Source organism: Cellulomonas fengjieae (assembly GCF_018388465.1).
Classification (GTDB): Bacteria; Actinomycetota; Actinomycetes; order Actinomycetales; family Cellulomonadaceae; genus Cellulomonas; species Cellulomonas fengjieae.
Window position 1 is genome coordinate 414,564 of sequence record NZ_CP074404.1, and the last position, 24,366, is coordinate 438,929.

Genomic DNA, 24,366 nt, shown 5'->3' on the forward strand with positions numbered 1-24,366 from the left:
GCCTGCGCTCACGCCACGGGCAGCCACACCCGCATCGTCGACGGCCCGCGGTTGGCCCAGTCGTGGTAGGCGGTCAGCGGGACGTCCGTGCGGGTCACGGGCTGCTCCGGGTGCGCCGACCCGTACGGCCAGGCGACATCGGCCGGTGCCGTCGTGCGCAGCGTCGCGAGGACCCGCCCGTCCACCTCCCGCAGCCCCGCGCCGACGTCGAGCCGCACACCCGAGACGTCGGCGTGCCCCGCCAGGTCGACGGACTCCAGGCACAGGACCTCCGGGCCGCGCTCGACGGCGACGCACCCGCGGACGGCGTCGATGCGCGGGTCGGGGTGGGAGATGCGGGGGTGCATCGGCAGGTGGAGCTCGACCACGTCGCCGGCGGCGAACCGCCGTCGGACGGACACGGTCCCCGGGGGTGCCGGCTGGGCGGCGTCGGGCGTGCGCAGGGTCGCTCCGCGCGCCCAGGCGGGGACGCGCAGCGTGAGCGTCCAGGGCCGGTCCTCTGCGCTGACCACCGTCGCCCGGACCACCCCCTCGCGGGGGTAGTCGGTCTCGACGTCGAGCTCGACGCGGCGACCGTCGGCCAGGCGGGTGCGGATGCGGGCGGGGGCGTACTGGTGCAGCTGGAGGCCGTCGTCGTCGGTGGTCGCCACGTACGCCGCGAGGCTCGCCAGCGTGCGGGCGACGTTGGGCGGGCAGCAGGAGACCGCGAACCACGGCGCCCGCAGCGACGACGACGCCCGGGGGCTCGGCGCGTCCGCGGGTGGCACCGTCCCCGGGACCCGCTGGTGCAGCGTGTTCGTGTAGTAGTACGCGGTTCCCTCGTGCGACGGCGAGGTGGCGACCACGTTGTAGAGCGTCCGCTCGATCAGGTCGGCGTACCGCGGCAGGCCCTGGGCCAGCAGCAGGCGCCACGAGAACATCACGGAGCCGACGCCCGCGCAGGTCTCGCTGTAGGCACGGTCGGCGGGCAGGACGAAGTCCTCGCCGAACGACTCGCCCTCGTGCTGCGAGCCCTGCCCGCCCGTGACGTAGGTGCGGCGGGCGACGGTGTTCTCCCACTGCGTCGTCAGCGCCGCGAGCAGCCCCTCGTCCGCGGTCTCCACGGCGACGTCGACCGCCCCCGCCGCCAGGTAGTTCGCCCGCACGGCATGCCCTCGCAGGACCGTCGCGTCCCGCACCGGCACGTCGTCCTGGTAGTACGCGCGGCCCAGGCCGACGTCCGCCAGCGTGCCCGTGCCGCGGCGCTCGACGAACAGCGCGGCCTGCTCGACGTAGCGGCGGGCGGTCGTCCGGCCCAGCTCGACCAGCGCGGGCTCGACCTCCGGGTGCCCGCAGACCGACGCGACGCCGCCCGGCCCGAACGTCTCGACCACGTGGTCCGCCGCGCGCAGGGCGATCCCCAGCAGGCCGTCGTCGGCGTCGGGACGCGTCCGCGCCCGGGCCACCGCCGCCTGGAACAGGTGGCCGTAGCAGTAGAGCTCGTGGCCCCACTCGAGGTCGCTGTAGCGGGGGCGCTGACCGGGCCGGCCGAAGTTCGTGTTGAGGTAGCCGTCGGGCTCCTGGGCGGCGCCCACCCTGCCGACGATCGCGCGGAACCGGGCGTCGAGGACCTCGTCGTCGGTGCGGCCGACCTCCCAGGCCATGGCCTCGAGCAGCTTGTAGACCTCGGAGTCGGAGAACTCCCGTCCGGCGCGGCGACCGGCCGACGTCCCGGCCGCGGCCGCGTCGAAGTTGCCGATCCAGCCCTCCCGCTCCATCCAGTGCTCGATGTGCCCGAGGCTCGCGGTGGCGTTGACGGCCTGCCGCTGCGCCCAGAAGCCACCGGTGATCTGCACCTCGTCGAGCCCGAGCGGACGCAGTGCGCCGCGTGAGGGGGCGACGGGCGTCGCGGTCCGGTCCATCGTCCGTCCTGTCGGCAGGGGGAACGTCGTGCGCACCAGCCTGCCGCCCGGGCGCGGGTTCCGCAGGTCGGTCCCGAGCTACCCCGCGTCGCGCGGACTGCCCAGCAGCCGGTCCAGGTAGGGGTTGCTGAAGACCCCGTCGGGGTCCGCCTGCGCCCGGACGCGCTGGGCGTCGGCGAACCGCGGGTACAGCTCGGCCAGCCGCTCGGCCTCGAGCCAGTGCATCTTGCCCCAGTGCGGGCGCCCGTCCACCTGGGCGACGATCCGCTCGACCGCGTCGAAGTAGCGCGCGTACGGCAGCCGGACGTACTGGTGCACCGCGATGTAGGCCGTGTCGCGACCGTGCGCCGTGGAGAGCCACAGGTCGTCCGCCGCGGCGAACCGCACCTCGAGGGGGAACGGGAGAAGCTCCCCGCTCGACTCGATCCAGGAGACGATCTCGCGCAGCACCGGCGCCACCTGGTCACGTGGCAGTGCGTACTCCATCTCGCGGAACCGGACCCGGCGTGACGAGACGAAGACGGAGGCGGACGGCGCGGTGTACCGGCGCCGGCTGATCGTCCGGGTGGCGATGTCGTTGACCGACCGGGTGAGCGACGGCGCCAGGGTCGCGATCGAGTTGGCCAGCGCGAAGGCGCCGTTCGCGATCACCTCGTCCTCCAGCCACCCGCGCACCCGGGGCAGCGGCAGCTCGACGTCGTCGGCCACCCGGTTGTTGCGCTTGGTGAGCGTGCGGTCGGTGTGCGGGAACCAGTAGAACTCGAAGTGGTCGTTGGCCTCGACGAGCCCGTCCGGCCCGTCGAGCTGCTCCAGGACGTCGCCGAGCAGCCACGGCTCCTCGCGAGCCTCGAGGCGGTACGCCGGGACGACCTCGAGCGTCACGGTGCCGAGCACGCCGACGGTGCCCAGGCCGAGGCGGGCCAGCTCGAACAGCTCGGGCTCCTGCGTCGCGGAGGTCTGCACGACGTCGCCGGTCGCCGTCACCAGCTCGGCACCGACGACCTGCGTCGCGAGCCCGCCGAGACGCGCGCCGGTGCCGTGGGTCCCGGTCGAGATCGCCCCGGCCAGGGTCTGCTTGTCGATGTCCCCGAGGTTGCGCATGGCCAGGCCGCGCTCCGCGAGCAGCGCGTTGAGCGCACCCAGCCGGATGCCGGCGCCGACCGTGACGTGCGTCGAGCCGTCGGCCTGTGACACGACACGCTCAAGAACGTCCAAGGCGTCCACACGAATGTGCACGCCGTCCGTCGTGGCCACCGGGGTGAAGGAGTGCCCGCTGCCGACCGCCCGTACGCGCAGCCCGTCGGCCACCGCCCGACGGACGTCCGCGGAGAGTTCGTGCAGGTCACGAGGGTGGCAGACGCGCTGCGGGGTGGCGGTGGCGGTGCGCGCCCAGTTGCGCCAGACACGGGTGGCCAGCGGTTGTCCCATAATGCCGAACCCTCGTCCTGGGCACTCGTCCAAGTCAAGTGCCACATTTCCTTGACTATCGTGACAAGTGCTATTGAAATGTGCACCTGGGGGAGGCGGGGTCCTACCCATCGCGGCCGTGCCGGTCGCTGGTGGGAGGTCGTCGCCAAGAGGGAGGGATCGCCGTCATGAACCGTTTGCCTGTGGCCGAGAGGCGCGAGCAGCTCATCGAGGCTGCGCTCGCCGTCGCAAGCAGGGACGGCATCGACGCCGCCACCGTGCGTGCCATCGCCGCCGAGGCGGGGGTCTCGCTCGGGGTCGTGCACTACTGCTTCCAGGACAAGGACGAGCTGCTGCGCGCGATGGCCCACGCCATCACGACCGCCAACCTGGAACGCAGCCTGGGCGAGGCGCTCGCCGAAGCCCAGACCGCCGAGTCGGTGATCGAGCGCGCCCTGGACGCCCTCTGGACCGGGATCCGCGAGTCGCGCGGCCCGCAGCTGCTCAGCTACGAGCTGACCACGTCCTCGCTGCGCCACCCCGAGCTCAACCAGGTCGCCATCGAGCAGTACCGGGGCCAGTGGGCGGCCGCCGAGCACGTGCTGGAGCTCGTCGAGCGGTCGGCGCAGGTCAGCTGGTCCGTACCCCGCGGTGCCCTCGCACGGACCGTCGTCGCCATGATCGACGGCTACTCGCTGGCCTGGCTCGTGGACGGTGACAGCGAGGCGGCGCTGTCGGGCCTGCAGCGGATCGGTCGGTACCTGGCCACGGTCACGGTGCCGGCCCCGGTGGCGGACACCGCCGCGACCCCCGCGTGACCGCGACCCTGTCCGAGACGGCCCGACGGGCGCGCGTCGCGGCGTCGAGCGGGTTCGCCGCCCAGGGCTTCGTGTACGCCACGCTGCTGACCAACCTCAACAGGTTCAAGGACCGGTACGGCGTCGACGACGGGCAGATCACGCTCGTGGTCCTCGGCGTCTGCGTCATGGCGGCGCTCGGCACCCTGGTGGCCGACCGGGTGGCACGGACCGAGAGCGGGAGCCGCGCCGTGCTCGGTGTGGGGCTGCTCGTCATCGCGGCGGCGGTCGTCGTCGCCTCCGTCGCGCCGGGCTTCGGCGTGCTGGTGGCCGGGTTCCTGGTCTTCGGCGTCGGCATGGGCATGGTGGACGCGGGCACGAACATGCAGGCCGTGGCCATCCAGCACGAGTACGGGCGGTCGCTGCTCACCGGGTTCTACGCGTCGTGGTCGGTGGGCGGCATCATCGGCGCCGTGCTCGTCGCGGTCACCGCCGGTCGGGTGCCCGACGAGCCCGTCGCGGTGGCCACCCTGACCGGCGCGCTCGTCGCGGGCGCCGCGTCCGTGCTCGTCCTGGCTTCCGGATGGCGGGGCGCGACCGTCGCGGTGCGCGCGGACGGCGTCGCCAGGCCTGACGAGGCCCTCGCCTTCCCCGCCGCGGACGGGAGCAAGCCCCTGGTCCCGTGGGGAGCCGTGGTCCTGCTCGGGCTCGGCGTGGTCGCGTTCTACGTCGCCGACACCGCGATCTCCACGTGGAGCACGATCTACCTCGACGACGTCATGCTCGCCTCCGCATCCTTCGCGCCCCTCGGCTACGCCGCGTACCTCACCACCACGCTCGGCTCCCGGCTCGCCGGGGACCCGCTGGTGCGCCGGTGGGGACGGGTCGTCGTCCTGCGCGGTGGCGCGCTCGTCGGTGCCGCCGGGCTGGTGCTCGTCGTCGCGGCGCCGGGACAGTGGGCCGCGCTCGCCGGCTTCGCGGTGGCCGGTGCGGGCCTCGGTGTCATCGCGCCGCTGTGCTTCTCCGCGGCGGGCGACGTCGCTCCGGGGCACGCGGACGCGGTGGTCGCGCGGCTCAACGTCTTCAACTATGTGGGCGCGGTGCTCGGTGGCGTGCTCGTGGGCGCGATCGGCAGCACGTCGTCGCTCGGGCTCGGGTTCATCGTCCCGATCGTCCTCGTGGTGGCCGTGGCGGTCCTGGCCGGCCGGTTCGGTGTGGCGCGACGGGTCGGGACGCCCGCGACGGCCGGCTCAGGAGCAGGTGGGTGACGCGCACCCTGGGTGAGCGCCTCGACCAGGCGACACGGGGCCTGGCTGCGCCGCTGGCCGTCCTGGACGCCGACGCCCTGGACGCCAACGCCGCCGACCTCGTGCGGCGCGCCGCCGGCACGCCGATCCGGGTCGCCAGCAAGTCCGTCCGCGTGCGCGGCGTCCTCGAGCGGGTGCTGGAGCTGCCGGGGTTCGCCGGGGTGATGGGGTACTCGGTGCGCGAGGCGCTCTGGCTCGTCGGTCAGGGGTTCGACGACGTCCTCGTGGGCTACCCGAGCGTCGACACCGGCGCGCTGGACGCGCTCGCCGCGGACCCCGTCGCCGCCGCCGCGGTGACGCTGATGGTCGACGACCTGTCCCAGGTGGAGTTGGCCGCGCGCGCCGCCCGGGGCCACGGCACGACGCTGCGGCTGTGCCTCGACGTCGACGCGTCCCTGAGGCTGCGGCTCGGTCCGGTGACCGCGCACCTGGGTGTGCGGCGCTCGCCGGTCCACTCGGCCGTCGACGCCGCGCGGCTCGCCTCGGCGGTCGCCGACCGGCCCGGCGTCGACGTGGTCGGCGTCATGTTCTACGAGGCCCAGGTGGCGGGGCTGCCCGACTCGTCACCGGCCGTGCGGGCGGTCAAGCGACTCTCCATCCGAGACCTGGCCGTCCGCCGCGCCGCGGTGGTGACCGCCGTACAGGACGCGGTGGGCCACGAGCTGTCGCTGATCAACTCCGGGGGCTCCGGCTCGGTGGGCACGAGCGCTGCCGACCCCGTGGTCACCGAGGTCACCGCGGGCTCCGGACTGTTCGTCCCCACGCTGTTCGACGCGTACCGCTCCTTCACGCCCCGGCCGGCCGCGTTCTTCGGGCTCGACGTCGTGCGCGTCCCCGGCCCCGGGTTCGCGACCGTCTTCGGCGGCGGGTACATCGCCTCCGGTCCGGCCACCACGTCTCGTCAGCCGAGGCCGGTGTGGCCGTCCGGGTTGGCGCTGACGGGCCGCGAGGGTGCCGGGGAGGTGCAGACGCCGCTGCGGCTGTCCGGTGGAGCGGACCTGCGCGTCGGGGACCGGGTCTGGTTCCGGCACGCCAAGTCGGGCGAGGTCATGGAGCGCTTCGAGCAGGTGCACCTGGTCCGCGGCACCACGATCGAGGCCACGTTCCCCACCTACCGCGGCGAGCACCAGACCTTCGGCTGACCTCGACCCAGCCGTGCGCCGCGCGGAACCCCGTAGCGTCCGAGCAGATGGAGGTCATGGCCTACCTCTGCTCGGACGTTGCGCATGGGGCTCCCGTAGCGTCCGAGCAGATGGAGGTCATGGCCTACCTCTGCTCGGACGTCCGGTGGTGGAGTGGGTGCCCGGTAGCCTTGACTGGTGACCCTGCGCCTCTTCGACACCGCGACCCGGACGGTGCGTGACTTCGTCCCGCTCGTACCGAACGAGGTGGGCATCTACCTGTGCGGTGCCACGGTGCAGGCACCCCCGCACATCGGGCACCTCCGCTCGGCGATCGCGTTCGACGTGCTGGTGCGCTGGCTGCGCCGCACGGGCCACCGCGTGACGCTGGTGCGCAACGTGACCGACATCGACGACAAGATCCTCGCCAAGGCCGCCGACGCGGGGGAGCCGTGGTGGGCCTGGGCGACCGCGAACGAGCGGGCGTTCAGCGCGGCCTACGACGCGCTCGGAGTGCTGCCGCCCAGCCACGAGCCGCGCGCGACGGGCCACGTGCCGTCGATGGTCGAGCTCATGGACCGGCTCGTCCAGACCGGCCACGCCTACACGACCGGCCTCGGCGACGTGTGGTTCGACGTCCGCAGCTACCCCGAGTACGGCGCCCTGACCAACCAGCGGGTGGACGACATGGTGCCCGCGCCGGACGGCACGGTGGACGACTCGATGAAGCGGGACCCCCGCGACTTCGCGCTCTGGAAGGCCGCCAAGCCGGGCGAGCCGGCGACCGCCTCCTGGGACACGCCCTACGGGCGGGGTCGGCCGGGCTGGCACCTCGAGTGCTCGGCGATGGCGCAGCGGTACCTCGGCGAGTCGTTCGACATCCACGGTGGCGGCCTGGACCTGCGGTTCCCGCACCACGAGAACGAGCAGGCGCAGTCGCGGGCGGCCGGCTACGGGTTCGCGCAGTACTGGCTGCACAACGGCTGGGTCACCCAGGGCGGCACCAAGATGAGCAAGTCGCTCGGCAACGGGCTGCTGGTCACCGCGGTGCTCGCCAAGGAGCGGCCGGCCGTGCTGCGGTACGCGATGACGGCGGTCCAGTACAGCTCGATGCTGGAGTGGACCGACGACACCCTGCGCGAGGCCGAGGCCACGTGGGACCGGCTGGCGGGCTTCGTCGAGCGCGCCGCGGAGAAGGTGGGCGTGGTCGACGACGCCGAGGTGGCGGCCGTCGAGCTGCCCGCCGACTTCGTGGCGGCGATGAACGACGACCTCAACGTGCCCGCCGCGCTCGCCGTGGTGCACGAGCACCTGCGCACCGGCAACTCCGCCCTCGCGGTCGGCAACCTCGGCGGGACCCGCAATGTCCTGGTCAAGCTCCGGGCGATGCTCGACGTCCTCGGGCTGGACCCGGGCGGGTCGCAGTGGCGCGCGCACGGGAGCGACGCCCGCTACGCCCGGGCGCTCGAGGCCGTCGTCGCCGCCGAGCTGGAGGCGCGCGCCCAGGCGCGGGCCGCCCGTGACTTCGCCACGTCCGACGCGATCCGCGACCGCCTGGCAGCCGCCGGCATCGTCGTCGAGGACTCACCTTCCGGAGCGCGCTGGTCGCTGGCCGCGCGCGCCGACACTTCTGAGGAGAACTGAACATGGCCGGAAACTCTGAGCGCCGCGGAGCCGTCCGCAAGGGCGCGTCCAAGAAGGTTGCCAGCGCGGGCACGGGTGGCAAGAACCGTCGGGCCCTCGAGGGCAGGGGGCCGACGCCCAAGGCGGAGGACCGCGAGTACCACCCCGCGCACAAGGCGAAGCTCGCTGCCGAGCGGCGCGCGGTCGCAGGCACCCGCGGCACGTCGGGACGCCAGTCGGCCGGCGCGAGCCGGAGCGCGGGCGGCGCCAAGGGCGGCCGCAAGAGCTCGACGCACGAGATCGTCTCCGGCCGGAACTCCGTGGTCGAGGCGATCCGCGCGGGCATCCCCGTGTCCACGGTCTACATCGCCTCGCGGCTGGAGGCCGACGACCGCACGCGCGAGATCATCAGCGCCGCGGGGAACTCGAACTACCCGCTGCTCGAGGTGAGCCGCGCGGAGCTCGACCGGCTGACCGACGGCTCCGTCCACCAGGGCGTGGCCATCCAGGTGCCGCCGTACGAGTACGCGGACGACGACGACCTGCTGGACGCGGCCGCGGAGTCCGACCGCCCGGCGCTCATCGTCGCGCTCGACGGCGTCACCGACCCGCGCAACCTCGGGGCCGTGCTCCGGTCGGCGGGCGCGTTCGGTGCGCACGGCGTGCTGGTGCCCGAGCGCCGCGCGGCCGGCGTGACCGCGTCGGCGTGGAAGGTCTCCGCGGGTGCCGCGGCGCGCGTGCCGGTGGCCCGCGTGACCAACCTGGTGCGGACCCTGCAGGGCCTCAAGGCGGCCGGCGTGTTCGTCGTCGGGCTGGACGGCGGCGGGGACGTCTCGATCACCGACCTGCCGTACGCCAACGACCCGCTGGTGCTCGTCGTCGGCTCCGAGGGCAAGGGGCTCTCGCGGCTGGTCCGCGAGCAGTGCGACGCGATCGCGTCGATCCCGATCGCCTCGGCCGTGGAGTCGCTGAACGCCGGAGTGGCCGCAGGCATCGCCCTGTTCGAGGTGGCCCGCCAGCGGTCGAGCTAGCCGATGAGCTGGTCGCCGTCGATCTCGTCGTCGGCACCGTCCCGGGCCCCCGGGCCGTCGTTCTCCGGGATCTCGCCGGCCTGCACGCCGAGGACCGCCCGCTCGTCCGGGCGGGACGGCAGGATGTTCTTCACGTAGCTCTTCACGGCCTGCTGCATGGGCACGTCGCGGCCCTCCTGCTCCGACAGGAACCAGCGGTGGTCCAGCAGCTCGTGGTAGATCTGCGCGGGCTCGAGCTTGCCGCGCAGCTCCCGCGGGACGGCGCGGACGGCCGGCTCGAAGATGTCGGTGAGCCAGTCGTGCGCGACGAACGACTCGTCCTCGCGCTGCCGGTCGGTGGCCGCCCGGTACTCGTCGAGGTCGTTGAGCAGCCGGCGCGCCTGGTTCTCCTGCACGTCGAGCCCCGTGAGCCGCATGAGGCGGCGGGAGTGGTGCCCGGCATCGACGACCATCGGCTGGATCCGCACGCTGGTCCCGTCGACGTCCGTGGTGATGTTGAGCTCGCCCACGTCGAAGCCGAGGTCGTTGAGGCGGTCGATGCGGGCCTGCACGCGCCAGCGGTCCCCGAACGTGAACGACTCGGACTCCGTCAGGGCGCGCCACAGCTCGCCGTACCGCTCGGCCAGGGCGTCCCCGATGGCCACGGCGTCGACGTCCTCCTCGAGGAACTCGCCTGCCTGCAGGTCCATGAGCTCGCCGATGATGTTCACGCGCGCAACCTCGAGGTCGTAGCCGCGCTGACCGTCGGACAGCTTGTCGTGCAGGTCGCCCGTCTCGGCGTCGACCAGGTACGCGGCGAACGTCTCGGCGTCCCGGCGGAACAGGGTGTTGGACAGCGACACGTCACCCCAGTAGAAGCCGACCAGGTGCAGACGGACCAGGAGCACCGCGAGGGCGTCGATGAGACGGGTGGCCGTGTCGGGGCGCAGCGACTGGTTGAACAGCGCCCGGTAGGGCAGCGAGAACTGCAGGTGCTGGGTGATCAGCACGGCCTCGAGCGGCTCGCCGTCGGGGGAGCGGCGCCCCGTGATGACCCCGACCGGCTCCACGCTCGGCACGTCGAGCCGGCGCAGCTGCCGCAGCAGCTCGTACTCGCGGTAGGCGACCGTCTCGCCGATCTCCTTGACCGCGATGACCCGCCCGGACATCTTGGCGAAGCGCACGATGTGGCGGGAGATACCGCGGGGGAGCGCTGCCAGGGTCTCGGCCGGCCATTCCTCGAGGGGGACGTCCCACGGCAGGTCCAGCAGTGCCGGGTCCGGCGAGGCCGCGGTGATCCGGAGGCGCTGCGACGTCGGGCTCATGGGAACGATCCTCTCAGAGTGGGCCGACAGGTCGTGCCCACGACAAGACAGGGCGGTCCCGGCCGGAGCCGGGACCGCCCTGTCGGGTGGTGCAGAGGTCAGACGGCCATGCGCTCGCCGGAGCCCGCGTGGAAGAGGTGCGTCTCGCCCTCGCGGATGCGGATGTGGATGGTCTCGCCCTTCATGGGCACCTGGCGCGGGTCGACGCGCACGATGACCTGCGCGTCGCCGGCGCCGGAGTGCACCGCGTCGGCGTGGCCGAACTCGTTGGTCAGCGCGCCGTAGACGAACGCGTCGGAGCCGAGCTCCTCGACGATGTTGACCTCGACCGGGATGCCGTCCGGCGTGCCGGCGGGCACGACGTCGAGCGACTCGGGACGGAAGCCGACCGTGACGTGGTTCTTGTCGTCGTCGGTGAGCTGGCCGATGACCGAGCGCGGCACGGCGACCCGTGCGCGGCCCAGGTTGGCGAAGCCGTCGAGCACGGGGAACGTGCCGATGTTCATGGCCGGCGAGCCGATGAAGCCGGCGACGAACACGTTGGCCGGGGTGTCGTACATGTCGCGCGGCGTGCCGACCTGCTGCAGGAGGCCGTCCTTGAGGACCGCGATGCGGTCACCCATGGTCAGGGCCTCGGTCTGGTCGTGCGTGACGTAGACGGTGGTGACACCGAGACGACGCTGCAGCGACGCGATCTGCGTACGGGTCTGGACGCGGAGCTTGGCGTCGAGGTTCGACAGCGGCTCGTCCATGAGGAACACCTGGGGCGAACGCACGATGGCACGACCCATGGCGACGCGCTGACGCTGGCCACCGGAGAGGGCCTTCGGCTTGCGGTCGAGGTACTGCGAGAGGTCGAGGATCTTGGCGGCCTCTTCGACGCGCTGGCGGATCTCCGCCTTCGGGGTGCCGGCGATCTTGAGCGCGAAGCCCATGTTGTCGGCGACCGTCATGTGCGGGTACAGCGCGTAGTTCTGGAACACCATCGCGATGTCGCGGTCCTTGGGCTGGACGTCGGTGACGTCGCGGTCGCCGATGAGGATGCGACCCGCGTTGACGTCCTCGAGGCCCGCGAGCATGCGGAGCGAGGTGGACTTGCCGCAACCGGAGGGGCCGACGAGGACGAGGAACTCGCCGTCCTCGATGTGCAGGTCGAGCGAGTCGACCGCGGGGCGCTCCGTGCCGGGGTATACCCGGGAAGCCTTGTCGAAAGTGACCGTAGCCATGGCTGATCAATCCCTTCACCGGCAGGTACGTGCCGGACGATCCGTCGTGAAGAGTGTCAAGAGTGTCCTCGATGACACGGGCTAGGTGGGAGGTCGCCCTCTGGTTCGCCCGCCGTCATCATGCCATATGGCCACGGCCGCACCCGCCGGGGCGTGACTCATCCCACACCTGCGCAGCACGGGGTTCAGCCCAGCACCGCGACCGTGCCGCTGTTCATCCACACGTACAGCCGCGGGTCGCGCCACCCGGCCTGGAAGCCCTGGACGAAGACGGGCGAGCGGTCCCCGGCGACCTCCTGCGCCAGGTCGGCCGTCCACGCGAGCGCCCCGTCGTGCAGGGCGAACGCGTCCAGCGTGATGTCGGGCCCGGGGACCAGCAGGTAGCGGCCGTCGGTCGACATCTGCTCCGGCTCGTGGTCGAGCTCCGTGCGCCACAGCGCCTCGCCCGTGGCGGCGTCGACCGCGCTCAGCGCGTCCGTGGTGGCGACGTACACGGTCCCGTCGAGCAGCAGGGAGCTCACCACGATCCCGGGCACGTGCCAGAGCCGCTCGCCCGTGCGGGCGGACCGGCCGTTGATCCCGTCGGGGCCGCCGGCCGTCAGACCGGCGGTGAGCACGACCTCGGGCGCGGAGCCGTCGTCGACGGAGAGCCAGCTCGCGGTCTCGTCGACGCGCACCCGGTCGCCGTCCGGCAGCACGAGCGTCCCGCGGTACAGGCTCGACGGCGCCCACGTGCTCTCGATGAAGACGCCGGCCCGCGCCACCTGCAGCCAGGAGGCGGACCCCAGCGGGGCGTCGAGGACGGGCTCGCCCGCCGTGCTCAGCACCCACGCGCGGGTGTCCACCGCGAGCAGCAGGTGGCCCTGGTGGGCCTCCAGGGTCGGGGCGCCGGCCGGGTCCGACTCGCGTGCGAAGTCGTCGTCACCGTTGTCGCCGTCCACGACGGCCGTCGACGGCGTGGTCCACGTCCACAGCGGCGCGTCGGTGACGACGTCGTGCGCGGTGAGCGTCCACCGCGCGGAGCGGGCGCCGCCCAGCGTGGAGGTCCCGTCGTCCGGGAGTCGTTCGGCGACAACCAGCGCGTCGTCGGTGAACACCATCACCGTCCGGCCGTCGAGCCGCCGGTCGGACAGCACCCGGCCGTCGTCGGGGTCGAGGACCCACACCGAGGACGGCGGGACGCCCCCGACACCCTCGCCGAACTCGTGCGAGGTGCAGCCGACGACCGGATCGGAGCCCCGCGGCACGGTGGTGCAGGTGATCCACAGCTCCGGTGCCGAGGTGGTCCACGCCGGCTGCGGCGCCGGGAGGTCGACGGGGGTGCGCCAGGCCACGGTCCCCGTGTCGGGGTCGAGGCCGACGATCTGTGCGGCGCCCGCGTCGTCCTGCGTCCCGCCGACCAGGAGCCCGTCGACCAGGGTGCCCGACCGCAGCACCGACCCGAGGCCCGGGTCGGCACGCCACAGGACGCCGATGGACGGGTCGGCCGGCGGGACGACCCCGGGGATGGCGGCGAGCTCGGCGAGCCGGGTGGCCTCCCGCTGGTTCACGACGAGCTGGGTGGCGAGGAGCGCGCCGAGGGTCACGGCGACGGCCGGCAGGAGCCACCGGGCCCGCCGGCGCAGCCAGGTCCGGGCGGCTCGCACGGCGTCGCGCTGCTCGTCCGGGCCGTCCTCGTCGAGCTCGACGTCCACCACGCGACCGGACCGGCGCAGCGGCGGGCGCCGGTCGGTCGGGGGACCGGGGCGCGCCGGGGCGCGCTCGTCCCTGTCCTCGACGAGCTCGACCTCGTGCATCCGGCCGGGCATGACTGGCACGCTACGCCTGGACCCTGCGGGCCGACAGCGGTGCGGGAGGGTTCCTCAGAGCCGGTCGGCGAGCGCCGTCAGGGCCGCGACGACCTCGTCCGGACCGGCCACGCGGTACCGGGCGACCGTCGCGCCGGGGCCCACCTTGACCGTCACGTCGTCCTCGCGCAGCGCCTCGAAGGCGTGCTCGTCGGTGACGTCGTCGCCGGCGTACAGGACCACCGGCGCGCCCAGCTCGTCGCGCAGCGCGGTGAGCGCCTCGCCCTTGCTGGCCCGCAGCACCGAGATCTCGACGACGTCCTTGCCGTGCAGGACGCCCGAGCCGAGCCGGGCCCCGAGCGCGATCGCCTCGCGCACGGCGGGCTCGGCGTCCCCCGCCTGCGCGAGCCGCGTGTGCACGACGACGGCCGTGGGCTTGGTCTCCACCCACACGCCGTCGCGGCCGCTGGCGATCCGCGCCGCCTCGGCGCCCAGGGACGCGAGCCGGTCCGCCTGCTCGTCGGTGAGCTGGACGACGTCGCGGTCCAGGCCGAACGTGGTGACGCGTGCCCGCTCGGCGCCGTGGCTGCCGATGAGGAACGTGCCCGGGGGGACCTGCGCCAGGTCGTGCAGGTCGTGCATCGCCCGACCGGACACGAGCGCGAGAGCGACGCCGTCGGTGCCGGCCAGCCGGGCGAGCGCGTCGACGCCCGCGGGCAGGATGCGGGATGCCGACGGGTCGTCCTGCAGCGGCGCCAGCGTGCCGTCGAAGTCCAGGGCCACCAGCAGCGGTCGACGGTCCGCGTCGGCGGCCAGCTGCGCGAGCGCGTCGGTGAGCTGCTCAGTCACGGGTGGCTCGCACGGGGACGGCGTTCAGGGCGGCGAGGAAGTCCTGCGACCACGCGACGACGTCGTGGCCGAGCACCCGGCGGCGCAGCCGGCGCATGCGCTTGCGCGACTCGCGCGCGTCCATGTGCACGGCGTACGTGATCGCGTCCTTCATCCCGTCGATGTCGTGCGGGTTCACCAGGACCGCACCGGTGAGCTCGTCGGCGGCGCCCGTGAACTCGGAGAGCACCAGGGCCCCGCGGTCGTCGGACCGGGCGGCGACGTACTCCTTGGCGACCAGGTTCATGCCGTCGCGCAGCGCCGTCACCAGCATCACGTCGGCCGCGAGGTACAGCGCGGCCATCTCCTCCATCGGGAACGACTGGTGCAGGTACTGCACGGGCGCGTGCCCCACCTGCCCGTAGTCGCCGTTGATCCGCCCGACCAGCAGCTCCACGTCGTCGCGCAGCTGCTGGTACGCGCCGACGTTCTCCCGGCTCGGGCTGGCCACCTGCACGAGCGTGGTGCTCTGCGGGGAGAGTCGGCCGTCCAGCAGGAGCTCGCCGTACGCCTTGATGCGGTGCCGGATGCCCTTGGTGTAGTCGAGCCGGTCCACGCCCAGCAGCAGGTACTCCGGGTCGCCCAGCTCGCGCCGGATCTGCCGGGCGCGCTCCCGCACGGCCTCGGTGCGGGCGAGCTGGTCGAACGCGTGCGAGTCGATCGAGATGGGGAAGGCGGCCGCGCGCACGTGCCGGCCGCGGCCCGTGTGCCCGTCGGACTCCGAGAGCGTGATCATCTGCCCCCGGGTGGTCAGGTCGGTGAGGCGGCGCACGACCCGCACGAAGTTCGCGGCGTCGCCGGCCCGCTGGAAGCCGACCAGGTCCGCGCCCAGCAGACCCTCGATCACCTGCAGCCGCCACGGCAGCTGGGCGAACAGCTCGAGGGGCGGGAACGGGATGTGGTGGAAGTAGCCGATCCGCAGGTCGGGTCGCAGCTCGCGCAGCATCTTGGGGACGAGCTGCAGCTGGTAGTCGTGGACCCACACGGTCGCGCCCTGCGCGGCCTGGTCGGCGGTGGCCTGCGCGAAGCGCCGGTTGACCCGCTGGTAGGCGTCCCACCAGAGGCGGTGGTACGCCGGGGGCTCGATCACGTCGTGGTAGAGCGGCCACAGCGTGTCGTTGGAGAAGCCCTCGTAGAACCGCTCGATGTCGTCCTCGGACAGCGTCACCGGGATCAGCTCGGTGCCGTCCACGTCGAACGGCTCCAGCTCCAGGTTCGGCGAGCCGCCCCAGCCCACCCAGGCGCCGGACGTGCTCGCCATCACGGGCGCGAGCGCCGTGACCAGCCCGCCGGGGGACCTGGTCCAGGTGGGTTCGCCGTCGTCGTCCAGGCTCACGTCGACGGGAAGACGGTTCGCGACGACGACGAAGTCGTAGCCGTGCGCGGGCACGTCGGAAGGCACGTGATCAACTCCTCGGGTCGGTTCGACCCTATCCGGGCAGGTGGCCCAGCGCGTTGTGGGGCGGTCCGGCGAGGCCCGGCGGATACGGTGCGGGGATGGAGCGGATCGGTCTGACACCCGGGTCGGAGATCGGTGGCTACACGGTGGTCGCGCCGCTCGGCTCGGGCGGCATGGGCACCGTGTACCGCGCGGTCGACGGCGGCGGCGACGCGGTCGCGCTCAAGCTGCTGCACCCGCACATCGGCTCGGACGCCGCCGCGCGCGACCGCCTGCGCCGCGAGGTGCACGCGCTGCAGCGGCTCCGGCACCCGGGCGTCGCGGCGATCCTCGACGCCGAGGCGGACTCCACGGAGGCCTTCCTGGTCACCGAGCTGGTGGCGGGCGACAACCTCGAGGAGCACGTGCGCGAGCGCGGGACGCTGGACACCGAGGAGCTCCTGGAGCTGGCCGAGGGGCTGCGCGACGCGCTCGTGGCGGTGCACGGCGCGGGGGTGGTGCACCGCGACCTCAAGCCGTCGAACGTCATCGTCGGCGACGACGGCCCGGTGCTGATCGACTTCGGCATCGCGCAGGCGGCCGACGACTCGCGCCTGACCGCCGAGGGCCTGGTGCTGGGGACCCCGGGGTACCTCGCCCCTGAGCTGCTCGACGGTGCCGAGCCGGACGCGGCGTCCGACTTCTGGGGCTGGGCCGCGATCCTGGCGTTCGCCGCCACGGGGCGCCCCCCGTTCGGCAGGCGCCCGCTGGAGGCGGTGCTGGCCCGGGCCCGGTCCGGGGAGGTGGATCTCGACGGGGTGGGGCCGCTCACGGCCGCGACGCTGCGGCGCGCGCTGGCCCCCGCCGTGGCCGAGCGCACGTCCCCGGACGACGTCATCGCCGCGCTGACGCTGGTGGTCGCGGAGGGTGAGCCGATCGCCGACGAGACCGACACCGCCGTGCTCGTCGCGGACACGACCGTGCTGGGAGCCGAGACCACCGTCCTGGACCCGGAGCCGTCGACCGCGGCGGTGGCGCCCGCCGGGCCGCGCGCCCCGCTGACCCCGCCCCTCGTCGTGGCGAACGACGGGCACACCCGCGCGTTCGATCCGCAGGCGGACGCCGTCGTCGGCACGGACGCCGACGACGGGTGGGACGACGACCCCGAGGGCGTCGACTGGATCGAGGACGACCTCGACGCGTCCGAGGAGCCCGAGCCCGAGGGGTCGGGGTATGTCCGCCCGCCCGCCCGGCGACGGTGGGGGACCCTGCTGGCCGCCGCCCTGGTGCTGGCTTCGGCGGGTGCGCTGTACCCGGGCGTCACGCTGCTCGTGTTCACGGTGCTCGTGGTGCTGGTGCGCGCGGTCGGCTCGACGGTCGAGGCGATGCACGGCCGCCGGGAGCGCTCGGGCGTCCGCCGCTCCGACCACGCCGTCGCCGTGGCCACCGGGCCGTGGCACCTGCTGCGCGCCCTGGTCGGCCTCGTGCCCTCGCTCGTGGTCGGCGCCAGCGTGGTCGTCATCGCGCTGGGCGTGTCCTGGTGGCTCATAGGTGACGGGCACTGGGTGGTCGGCGACTCGCCCTCGGGCCAGGCGCCGCAGGGGGTGACCGCCTCGATCCTCGTCGGGCTGATCGTCCTGCTGGGGGCGGCCGTCGTGTGGTGGGGACCGCTGTCGCTCATGACCAGGACCGGGGCCCGCCGCGTGCTGGCGGTCGTCGCTCCCGGGCGCACCGGTGCGCTCGTCGCCACCGTGCTGCTCCTGGCCGTGGCCGCGGTGCTCGTGGCACAGGTGCTCACGGGCTCCCCGATCACGTGGGCCCCCCTGCCCACGCCCGTGCTGCCCTGACGGGTGCGATCCGGCACCCCGTGCGCGCCCTGATCCCCAGGCCGGGCCCCTACGCTGGGCGGATGACCACCCGACGAGGACAGCACGGCGCCGCCGCGCGCCTGTCCCTCGTCGTCCCGCTCGTCCTGGCCGGGCTCGCCGCCGTGGTCGCCGGGCAGGGGCGGGTCCTGCTGCACGACTGCGTCAGCGCCGGGGGCGCTCTCGGCCCCCTGGGGCTGCGCCTCGCGGTGCTGCGCGACGCCGCGGACTGCCCCGAGGGCGCCTACGGCCTGGGCCCGATGTCGCAGGGCGCCGTCGTGCTGCTGAGCGTCGCGGTGCCGGTCGCCGCCCTCTACCTGGTGCTGACCGCGTGCGGCATCGGCCTCGGCGCGCTGCTCGTGCGTGCGGCGCGCCAGGTGCGCCTGCTGGTCGGCCGCGCCCTGCGCGGTGCGCTGCGCCCCGCGCGACCACTGCCGGTCGACACCCGTGTCCGCCTGGTGCCGCGGGCGTTCGTCGCGTCCTGGACCGAGCGGGTCCTCCTGGGCAGCATCGCGCGACGGGGTCCGCCGACGCCGGCCTGACCCCCGCCGCCCGCCCGACCCTCGTCCCACCAGGAGCACGCATGCCCACCAACGACCCACGTCCCACCAAGGCCGTCCGACGCGACGAGGCCCGCGCCAAGGCCGCGCTCATGCGCAAGGAGCAGGAGCGCAAGGCCAAGCGCAACCGGATCCTCGCGATCAGCGGTCTCGTCGTCGCCGTGGCCGCGCTCGTCGCCGTCGCCTTCACGATCGTCAACCAGAACAAGGCCAACCAGGTGGCCAACGCGGACGTCGTCTACGGCCAGGACGCCGAGAACGTCGTCGCGCCGGCCCTGGCCGACGTCACGTCGCCCGCCCCGGCCGACGAGCAGGGTGGCATCCCGGTCAGCGGCACCACCGCCGAGGACGTCGGGGTCGTCGGCGAGGGCGACGTCGACCTCACCGTCTACTTCGACTACATGTGCCCCTACTGCGGCGAGTTCGACGAGATCAACGCCGACGACATGGACGCGATGCTCGAGGAGGGCGGCGTGACCATCACGTACCACCCGGTCTCGATCCTCGACCGCCTCGCCGCGGGCAGCTCGTTCTCCACCCGCGCGGTCAACGCGACGGCCATCGTCGCGGACAAGTCCCCGGAGCACTTCACCGACTTCGTCAACGCGATGTTCGACGAGCAGCCGGAGGAGGGCACCTCGGGTCTGTCGGACGCCGAGATCGCGAAGATCGCGCAGGACGTCGGCGTCCCCGCCGAGGTCACCGACACCTTCACGGACACGGTCAGCGGCACGTTCGACACCGACTCCGAGCAGGGTGTCGAGGGCACGTGGCGGACGTTCGCACCGTGGTCGGCCGCGACCACCAACCAGGCCGGCACCGACATCCCGGAGTTCTCGACGCCGACGGTGCTGATCAACGGTCAGCCGTTCACGGGCTGGCAGCAGCCGGGTGCCCTCAAGCAGGCGGTCGACGCCGCCAGGTCCTGACCCTCGGACGACCGGGCGCCCCTCACCGGGGCGCCCGGTTATCCTGGGCGCGCCCGCCTCCTTAGCTCAGTCGGCCAGAGCACCTGTCTTGTAAACAGGGGGTCATCGGTTCGAATCCGATAGGGGGCTCCACGTCGGACGAGCGGTCCGCGGGTCAGTCGACCCGCACGTCCAGGCCCATCGCCTCCACCAGCGTGACTGCCTGCGGCAGCGTGATGATCGCGCCGGTCAGCGTCACGGTCGCCGGGTCGATGCCGGCCAGGTTGCTGCCGCGCAGGTCGCAGCCGGTCAGGTCCGCGCGCTCGAGCCACGCGCCGGACAGGTCGCAGTCGCGCAGGGTGCCACCGGCGGCGCGGACGCCCGTCAGGTCGGCCTCGCGCAGGCGGACCCCGGTGAACGTCGCGGTCTGCAGGTCCGCCTTCGACATCCCGCAGAAGGACCAGTTGCCGCCCTCGACCTTGGCGATGTCCCAGGTGCAGTCCTCGAACCTGGAGCCGATCAGCTTGCAGCGCTCGAAGCGCACGTCGAAGAACGTGCACCGGACGAACGTGCAGTTGATGAACGCGGCGTCCGTGTGCACGGAGGCGTTGAACCGCACGCCGCGGAGCACGCACTCCTCGAACACGGCGCCGACGCCGGACGACTCCGTGAGGTCCAGGTCGATCAGCTCGACGTTGCGGAGCTCCTGACCGGACAGGTCCCGGGCGTACCAGTCCTCGCCGCGGAGGGTCGAGGTGGTGCTCGGGACGGCGTTGCCGCCGCGCTGCTCTGCCATGCGTCGATCATGGTGCACGCCGACGCCCCGGGAGACCTTCCCCGGGGCGCCGGCGTCGGTGCTCAGCGGTTCGCGATGGTGATCGCGACCAGCTTCTGGGTCGTCTGCCCGTCGATGCCGACGGCGTCGATCTTGAGCGTGTAGGACCCGTTCGGGTAGTCCCGGGTGTCCAGCACGAGGGTGGGTCGCTTGCCGGCCTGGCTGCTGCCGGGTGCCTTGGTGTTGTCCGTGATCCAGGTGCCACCCTGGTTGAGCTCGATGTAGGTGTAGCGCGGCTCGGTGTCGAGCGTGACCTTGACCGTCTGGCGGCCGCGCAGGATCGCGCCCTCGGTCACGTTGACGTTCTGGATCACCGGTGCCGCGGGAGACGGCGCGGCCGGGTCGAGCCGGAGCGCGTCCCGGATGGTGAAGAACACGTCCGTCTGGTCGGTGAGGCCCACGACGTTGGCCGCCCGCGGGCCGTAGGCGGCGATGCGCACCTGGGACCCCGTGTGGTCCTGCGAGCCGCCGGCCTCGGAGGTCCCGTAGGCGACCGTCATCGGCTTGCCGTCGGCGGTGAGCAGGGTGCGCGTCAGGCCCGGGGTGGTCGTGTTCGGGTAGACGATCTGGCTGGAGTGCGCGTGGTCCGCCGTGACGATGACCAGCGTGTTGCCGTCCTTCTTCGCGAAGGCCAGGGCCGCCTGCACGGCCTCGTCGAGGTCGACGGTCTCGCCGATCTGCCCGCACGGGTTGGCGGCGTGGTCCTGCTTGTCGATGCTCGCGCCCTCGACCTGCAGGAAGAAGCCCTTGCGGTCTCCCGTGAGCAGGTCGATCGCCTTCGTCGTCATCGCGGCGAGCGTGGGGCTCGTCGCGACGTAGGCCGGGTTCGGCGTGCACGTGACCGCGGGCTCGGTGCCGCCCGTGCGGGTGGCGAGAGGGCCCACCCAGCGGGTGGCCATGTTCCCCGGTGCGAACAGGCCCAGCACCGGCGTGGACTGGTTCGCCTGGGTGACCGCGCTCAACCCCGCCGCGTCGGTGACCACCTGGTAGCCGCGGTCCTTGGCCTGCTGGAGGAGGGTCTTGCCGGCCCACGGACCGGCCACGGCCGACTCGTTGAACGACGTGGCGCCGCCGCCCAGCGTCACGTCGGCGCGGTTGCCGATGAGCTGCTCGGTGATCGAGCCGAGCCCGCCGTTCTGGAGCGCGTTCGCCGGGCACTTCGCGGTCGTCGACGACGGTGCGTAGCAGCCGCGGTCGGTGACGTGCGCGACCTGCACCGCGGGCGTCGCGTCCTGCAGCTCGGCCGTGCTCACGTTCCCCGTGCGCAGCCCGTTGGCCCGCGCGATCTCGAGCAGGGTCCGCTGCGGTGTCCCCGCGATGTCCACCGAGATCGCGCCGTTGTAGGTCTTGGTGCCGGTCGCCCACCCGGAGCCCGAGGCCGCGGAGTCGGTGACGTAGTCGGGCAGCCCGTCCGCCCTGTCCAACGCGTACGTCGTGTACTGCCCGGTCAGCGGCAGGGCGTCCAGACCGGCGAACCGGCCCGCCGCGCCGAGCGCGTAGTTGCGGGCGACCGTGATCTCCGAGTCGCCCATGCCGTCACCGATGAGCAGGATGACGTTCTTGGCGGCGCCCCCACGCAGCTGGTCCTTGACCGCCGCCGTCTGGTCTCCGGTGAGCCGACGTGCCTCGCCGTTCGCGGTCAGGCTGCCGGTGGCCGCCCAGGCCGTCCCGGCCCCCAGCAGCAACGCCGCCCCGACCACTGCCGCGCCGAGCGGGCGCAGTCCTCGTGTCCCCATCGTTGGTCCCTTCCGGTGTTCCCCCTGGCGACGAGGCGTCGCGGGACGAGTCGACCGGGTGAACGTGGACGGGAGGTGTGGTGCGCATGAGCGGCGGACGAACAGGAACGGTCAGCCGACGGGGCCGGTCTCCTCGAGGAGCCTGAGGGCGGCGGTCACCCGCGGATTGCGCTGGGGGTCGGCGTCGATCCCGAGCGTCGCGTACATCGCGTTGACGTGGTTCTGCACGGACTTCTCCGTGATGCCGAGGCGTTCGCCGATGCCCGCGTTCGACAGCCCGGAGGCCAGGAGCCGGAGCACCTCGTACTGGCGGTCCGTGAGGCGCGCGACGTCGGAGCCGGCCCGCGGCGTGACCCGCGCGAGGAGCTGCGGATCCAGGACGGTCTTGCCGACGGCGGCGGCGCGGACCGCGTTGACCAGCACCTCCTCGCTCGTCGAGGACGTCTTGGACAGGTAGCCCCAGCCGGCCGCGACGTCCGCGGGCAGGTCGAGGAGCAGGTCCATCGCATCGTGCGCGGACAGGAGCAGGATGCCGAGCTCGGGCATCTTGCGCCGCAGCGTGACGCCCAGGGCGATCCCGTTCCCGTCCGGCAGGTCGATGTCCATGATCACGCAGTCGACGGTGCCGGGCCGCAGCCGACGCGCAGCCTCGGCGGCCGTGCCGACGGCAGCGACCACCTGCAGCCCGGCGGTCCGGGACAGCGTGTGCTCGAGCATCGACCGGAACAGGGGCTGGTCCTCGACGACGGCGACGCGCAGCGGGGTGGTGCCGTTGTCAGTCATCGCGGCAAGTATCGTCGGCCGCTGTGCCCCGCGTCCCGCGCAGGGCCGGTACGCGTGTGACCCGTACGGGTGATATGGGCAACTGTCGACGGAGGGAGCGCGATGATCGTGTCTCCCGCCGACTCCGCGGCCGCGGTGGTCCGGCGCCGCACGGATGGTCGCCAGGACCGCATCACGCTCCTGCGGGCGACCGCGATCATCGCTGTCGGGTACGGCGCGGGCGCCGCTCTGCAGTCCACCTACGTGTACGCGACGCTCGTCCCCGAGTGGCTGGCGGTGCCCATCAGCGCCCGGCTCGGGGCGAACGCGGTCGCGGTCGTGGTGCTCGTCGGCGTGCTGGCCGTCCTCCAGGCGCACCGCACGCGGCCGTGGCCGTGGACGGCGCTGTGCATCGCCGCGGCGGCGGTGGTGGCCGGCATGGCCCGGTACCTGGCGCAGCTCGCCTTCGGTGTGTACGACGAGCCCAGTGCGGCGACCCGCGACGCGGAGGTGCTCAGTGGCTTCCTGCTGGGCGCGATCTCCGCCGGGCTCGGGATGTGGACGGTGGCCACGCGCCGGACCGCACGGGCGCGCACCCGGGCGGCGACGCGGGACGCCGTGCACGTCGAGCTCGCGCTCAAGGCCCTCGAGCAGGAGGAGATCCGCGTGCGGCGCGCGGTGGCCGAGGGCCTGCACGGCACGCTGCAGTCGAAGATGATCCTGATCGACGCGCGCCTCGGCGACGTCCTGAGCCGGGCCCAGGCGCTCGACGAGGGCGACGCCGAGTCGCTCGCGTGGGTGCGCCGCGAGCTCGACGAGGCCCGCGAGATCGACGTCCGCCAGATGAGCCGGCTGCTGTACCCGGAACGCGTGGAGCTCGGCCTGGTGCCCGCGCTGCGCGCGCTGCTCGGGCGCATCCCGGCCAGCGTGGCCACGCGGCTGACGGTGAGTGACGCCGTGCGGGCGATCGACGACCCGACGGACTCCGTCCTCACGCTCAGCGAGCGGCTCCTGGCGATCCGCGTGGTCGAGGAGGCCGTGACCAACGCCCTGAAGCACGGGCCGGCGTCGTCGATCACCGTGACCCTCGACGTGGCTCAGGACGTGCTGCACGTCAGCGTCCTGAACGACGGGGAGCTCTACGTGCCGGCCACCGCGGGTGCGCCGTCGGGCACGCAGCAGCTGAGCACGCGCCTGTCGTTCGTCGGCGGTCGCCTGGCGCTGACCCCCGGGCCCGAGAAGGGCGCGCGGCTCGAGGCCTGGCTCCCGCTGGGGGCGGGCGCGGAGTAGCGCGCAGGGCTGCGTCCGGCTTGACCGGAACGCCGCCTTTGACCGGGGTGAAAGAACCGGACATCCCGGGCCACCCGGGTGCTGCCACCCCCGGTGTTGGACGCGTGACCAACTCGGCGAGCCTACGTTCGCCACGACCGCCCACCGGCGCGTCACCGGTCGGCAGGTTCCGACCCGGCACTCATGTCGATCAGGAGATCTCCACCATGGCTTCCATCAAGTCGAAGAAGTCCCGCAAGGGCCTCGCCGTCGCGCTCGCCGTCCTCGGCGTCGCCGGCCTCTCGCTCGCGTCCGCGTCGCAGCTGTCGCTGAGCGGCACGCCCCAGCTCCAGGCCGGGGTGAACAACGTCGCCGGCTGCCAGACCACGCCGATCGCCGTCGCCTTCACCACGCCCACGATCGCGGGCGGCGAGTACAAGTCCACCTCGATCACGCTCAGCAGCTTCGACGCCGCCTGCACCACGGCCGGCGCGAAGTTCAAGGTCGCCCTGCTGGACACGAACGGCGCGGTCGTGCAGGAGACCGCCGCCGCGAACGTCGCCACCGGGGTTGCGACGATCGCGCTCACCACCGCGACGCCGAACACCATCGGCAAGGTCGCCGTCACGATCTTCAGCTGATCTCGACGGCCGATCGCGAC

General features: G+C 73.3%; 20 protein-coding genes and 1 tRNA gene. 11 read left to right on the forward strand and 10 right to left on the reverse strand.

What is annotated here, in order from left to right:
• Positions 1–8 precede the first annotated feature (8 nt).
• Positions 9–1,901 carry a glycoside hydrolase family 127 protein gene (locus KG102_RS01940; RefSeq protein ID WP_208289560.1) on the reverse strand — a complete coding sequence of 631 codons (1,893 nt, stop codon included), beginning with the start codon at positions 1,899–1,901 and terminating at the stop codon, positions 9–11.
• Between the two features lie 78 nt (positions 1,902–1,979).
• Positions 1,980–3,329 carry a D-arabinono-1,4-lactone oxidase gene (locus KG102_RS01945; RefSeq protein WP_208210139.1) on the reverse strand — a complete coding sequence of 450 codons (1,350 nt, stop codon included), beginning with the start codon at positions 3,327–3,329 and terminating at the stop codon, positions 1,980–1,982.
• Between the two features lie 167 nt (positions 3,330–3,496).
• Here KG102_RS01945 and KG102_RS01950 point away from each other — a divergent pair, with 167 nt between their 5' ends.
• From KG102_RS01950 to rlmB, 5 genes are all read left to right on the forward strand, one after another.
• A complete protein-coding gene (locus KG102_RS01950; RefSeq protein ID WP_208210138.1) occupies positions 3,497–4,126 on the forward strand; it encodes a TetR/AcrR family transcriptional regulator in 630 nt (209 codons plus the stop codon).
• On the forward strand, positions 4,123–5,373 hold the full coding sequence (locus KG102_RS01955) for an MFS transporter (RefSeq protein WP_208289559.1): 1,251 nt from the start codon (positions 4,123–4,125) through the stop codon (positions 5,371–5,373). Before KG102_RS01950 ends, KG102_RS01955 begins: the two co-directional genes overlap by 4 nt.
• Positions 5,370–6,554, forward strand: a complete 1,185-nt coding sequence (locus KG102_RS01960) for an alanine racemase (RefSeq protein WP_208210136.1) — start codon at positions 5,370–5,372, stop codon at positions 6,552–6,554. The genes KG102_RS01955 and KG102_RS01960 overlap by 4 nt, the downstream gene beginning before the upstream one ends.
• Before the next feature lie 177 nt (positions 6,555–6,731).
• On the forward strand, positions 6,732–8,177 hold the full coding sequence (cysS, locus tag KG102_RS01965; RefSeq protein WP_208289558.1) for a cysteine--tRNA ligase: 1,446 nt from the start codon (positions 6,732–6,734) through the stop codon (positions 8,175–8,177).
• Positions 8,178–8,179: 2 nt separating this feature from the next.
• Entirely contained in the window at positions 8,180–9,187 is a 1,008-nt protein-coding gene (gene rlmB, locus KG102_RS01970) for a 23S rRNA (guanosine(2251)-2'-O)-methyltransferase RlmB (protein WP_208210134.1), read from the forward strand.
• On the opposite strand, the gene KG102_RS01975 is transcribed toward rlmB, so the two are convergent.
• From KG102_RS01975 to KG102_RS01995, 5 genes are all read right to left on the reverse strand, one after another.
• Positions 9,184–10,491, reverse strand: coding sequence for a DUF4032 domain-containing protein (locus KG102_RS01975; protein ID WP_208210133.1), 1,308 nt, complete (start codon positions 10,489–10,491; stop codon positions 9,184–9,186). The two genes, rlmB and KG102_RS01975, sit on opposite strands and share 4 nt — an antisense overlap.
• A 98-nt stretch (positions 10,492–10,589) precedes the next feature.
• Complete coding sequence (locus KG102_RS01980; protein ID WP_208210132.1) at positions 10,590–11,717, reverse strand: ABC transporter ATP-binding protein; 1,128 nt, start codon at positions 11,715–11,717, stop codon at positions 10,590–10,592.
• Positions 11,718–11,902: 185 nt separating this feature from the next.
• Positions 11,903–13,525, reverse strand: a complete 1,623-nt coding sequence (locus KG102_RS01985) for an outer membrane protein assembly factor BamB family protein (RefSeq protein WP_208289557.1) — start codon at positions 13,523–13,525, stop codon at positions 11,903–11,905.
• Between the two features lie 54 nt (positions 13,526–13,579).
• The gene (gene otsB / locus KG102_RS01990; protein ID WP_208210130.1) at positions 13,580–14,353 is read right to left on the reverse strand and encodes a trehalose-phosphatase; all 774 of its coding nucleotides are present in this window, start codon (positions 14,351–14,353) and stop codon (positions 13,580–13,582) included.
• Entirely contained in the window at positions 14,346–15,794 is a 1,449-nt protein-coding gene (locus tag KG102_RS01995) for an alpha,alpha-trehalose-phosphate synthase (UDP-forming) (RefSeq protein ID WP_249667432.1), read from the reverse strand. Before KG102_RS01995 ends, otsB begins: the two co-directional genes overlap by 8 nt.
• A gap of 95 nt (positions 15,795–15,889) precedes the next feature.
• On the opposite strand from KG102_RS01995, the gene KG102_RS02000 reads away from it, so the two are divergent.
• The 4 genes from KG102_RS02000 to KG102_RS02015 all read left to right on the forward strand — a co-directional run bounded on the left by KG102_RS02000 (position 15,890) and on the right by KG102_RS02015 (position 19,256).
• Positions 15,890–17,617: a serine/threonine-protein kinase gene (locus KG102_RS02000; RefSeq protein WP_208289556.1), complete on the forward strand. Its 1,728-nt coding sequence runs from the start codon at positions 15,890–15,892 to the stop codon at positions 17,615–17,617.
• A 62-nt stretch (positions 17,618–17,679) separates the two neighbouring features.
• Positions 17,680–18,177: a hypothetical protein gene (locus KG102_RS02005; RefSeq protein WP_208289555.1), complete on the forward strand. Its 498-nt coding sequence runs from the start codon at positions 17,680–17,682 to the stop codon at positions 18,175–18,177.
• 41 nt (positions 18,178–18,218) lie between these two features.
• Entirely contained in the window at positions 18,219–19,124 is a 906-nt protein-coding gene (locus KG102_RS02010; protein ID WP_208210127.1) for a DsbA family protein, read from the forward strand.
• Positions 19,125–19,179: 55 nt separating this feature from the next.
• Positions 19,180–19,256 (forward strand) — tRNA-Thr (locus KG102_RS02015).
• A gap of 22 nt (positions 19,257–19,278) precedes the next feature.
• Here KG102_RS02015 and KG102_RS02020 read toward each other — a convergent pair.
• From KG102_RS02020 to KG102_RS02030, 3 genes are all read right to left on the reverse strand, one after another.
• A complete protein-coding gene (locus tag KG102_RS02020) occupies positions 19,279–19,899 on the reverse strand; it encodes a pentapeptide repeat-containing protein (RefSeq protein WP_208210126.1) in 621 nt (206 codons plus the stop codon).
• Between the two features lie 62 nt (positions 19,900–19,961).
• Positions 19,962–21,674, reverse strand: coding sequence for an alkaline phosphatase (gene phoA / locus KG102_RS02025; RefSeq protein ID WP_208289554.1), 1,713 nt, complete (start codon positions 21,672–21,674; stop codon positions 19,962–19,964).
• A gap of 111 nt (positions 21,675–21,785) precedes the next feature.
• The gene (locus KG102_RS02030) at positions 21,786–22,457 is read right to left on the reverse strand and encodes a response regulator (protein ID WP_208210124.1); all 672 of its coding nucleotides are present in this window, start codon (positions 22,455–22,457) and stop codon (positions 21,786–21,788) included.
• 102 nt (positions 22,458–22,559) lie between these two features.
• Here KG102_RS02030 and KG102_RS02035 point away from each other — a divergent pair, with 102 nt between their 5' ends.
• Both KG102_RS02035 and KG102_RS02040 read left to right on the forward strand, forming a co-directional pair.
• Complete coding sequence (locus tag KG102_RS02035; RefSeq protein ID WP_208210123.1) at positions 22,560–23,726, forward strand: sensor histidine kinase; 1,167 nt, start codon at positions 22,560–22,562, stop codon at positions 23,724–23,726.
• A 206-nt stretch (positions 23,727–23,932) separates the two neighbouring features.
• The gene (locus tag KG102_RS02040; protein WP_208210122.1) at positions 23,933–24,346 is read left to right on the forward strand and encodes a hypothetical protein; all 414 of its coding nucleotides are present in this window, start codon (positions 23,933–23,935) and stop codon (positions 24,344–24,346) included.
• Positions 24,347–24,366 lie beyond the last annotated feature (20 nt).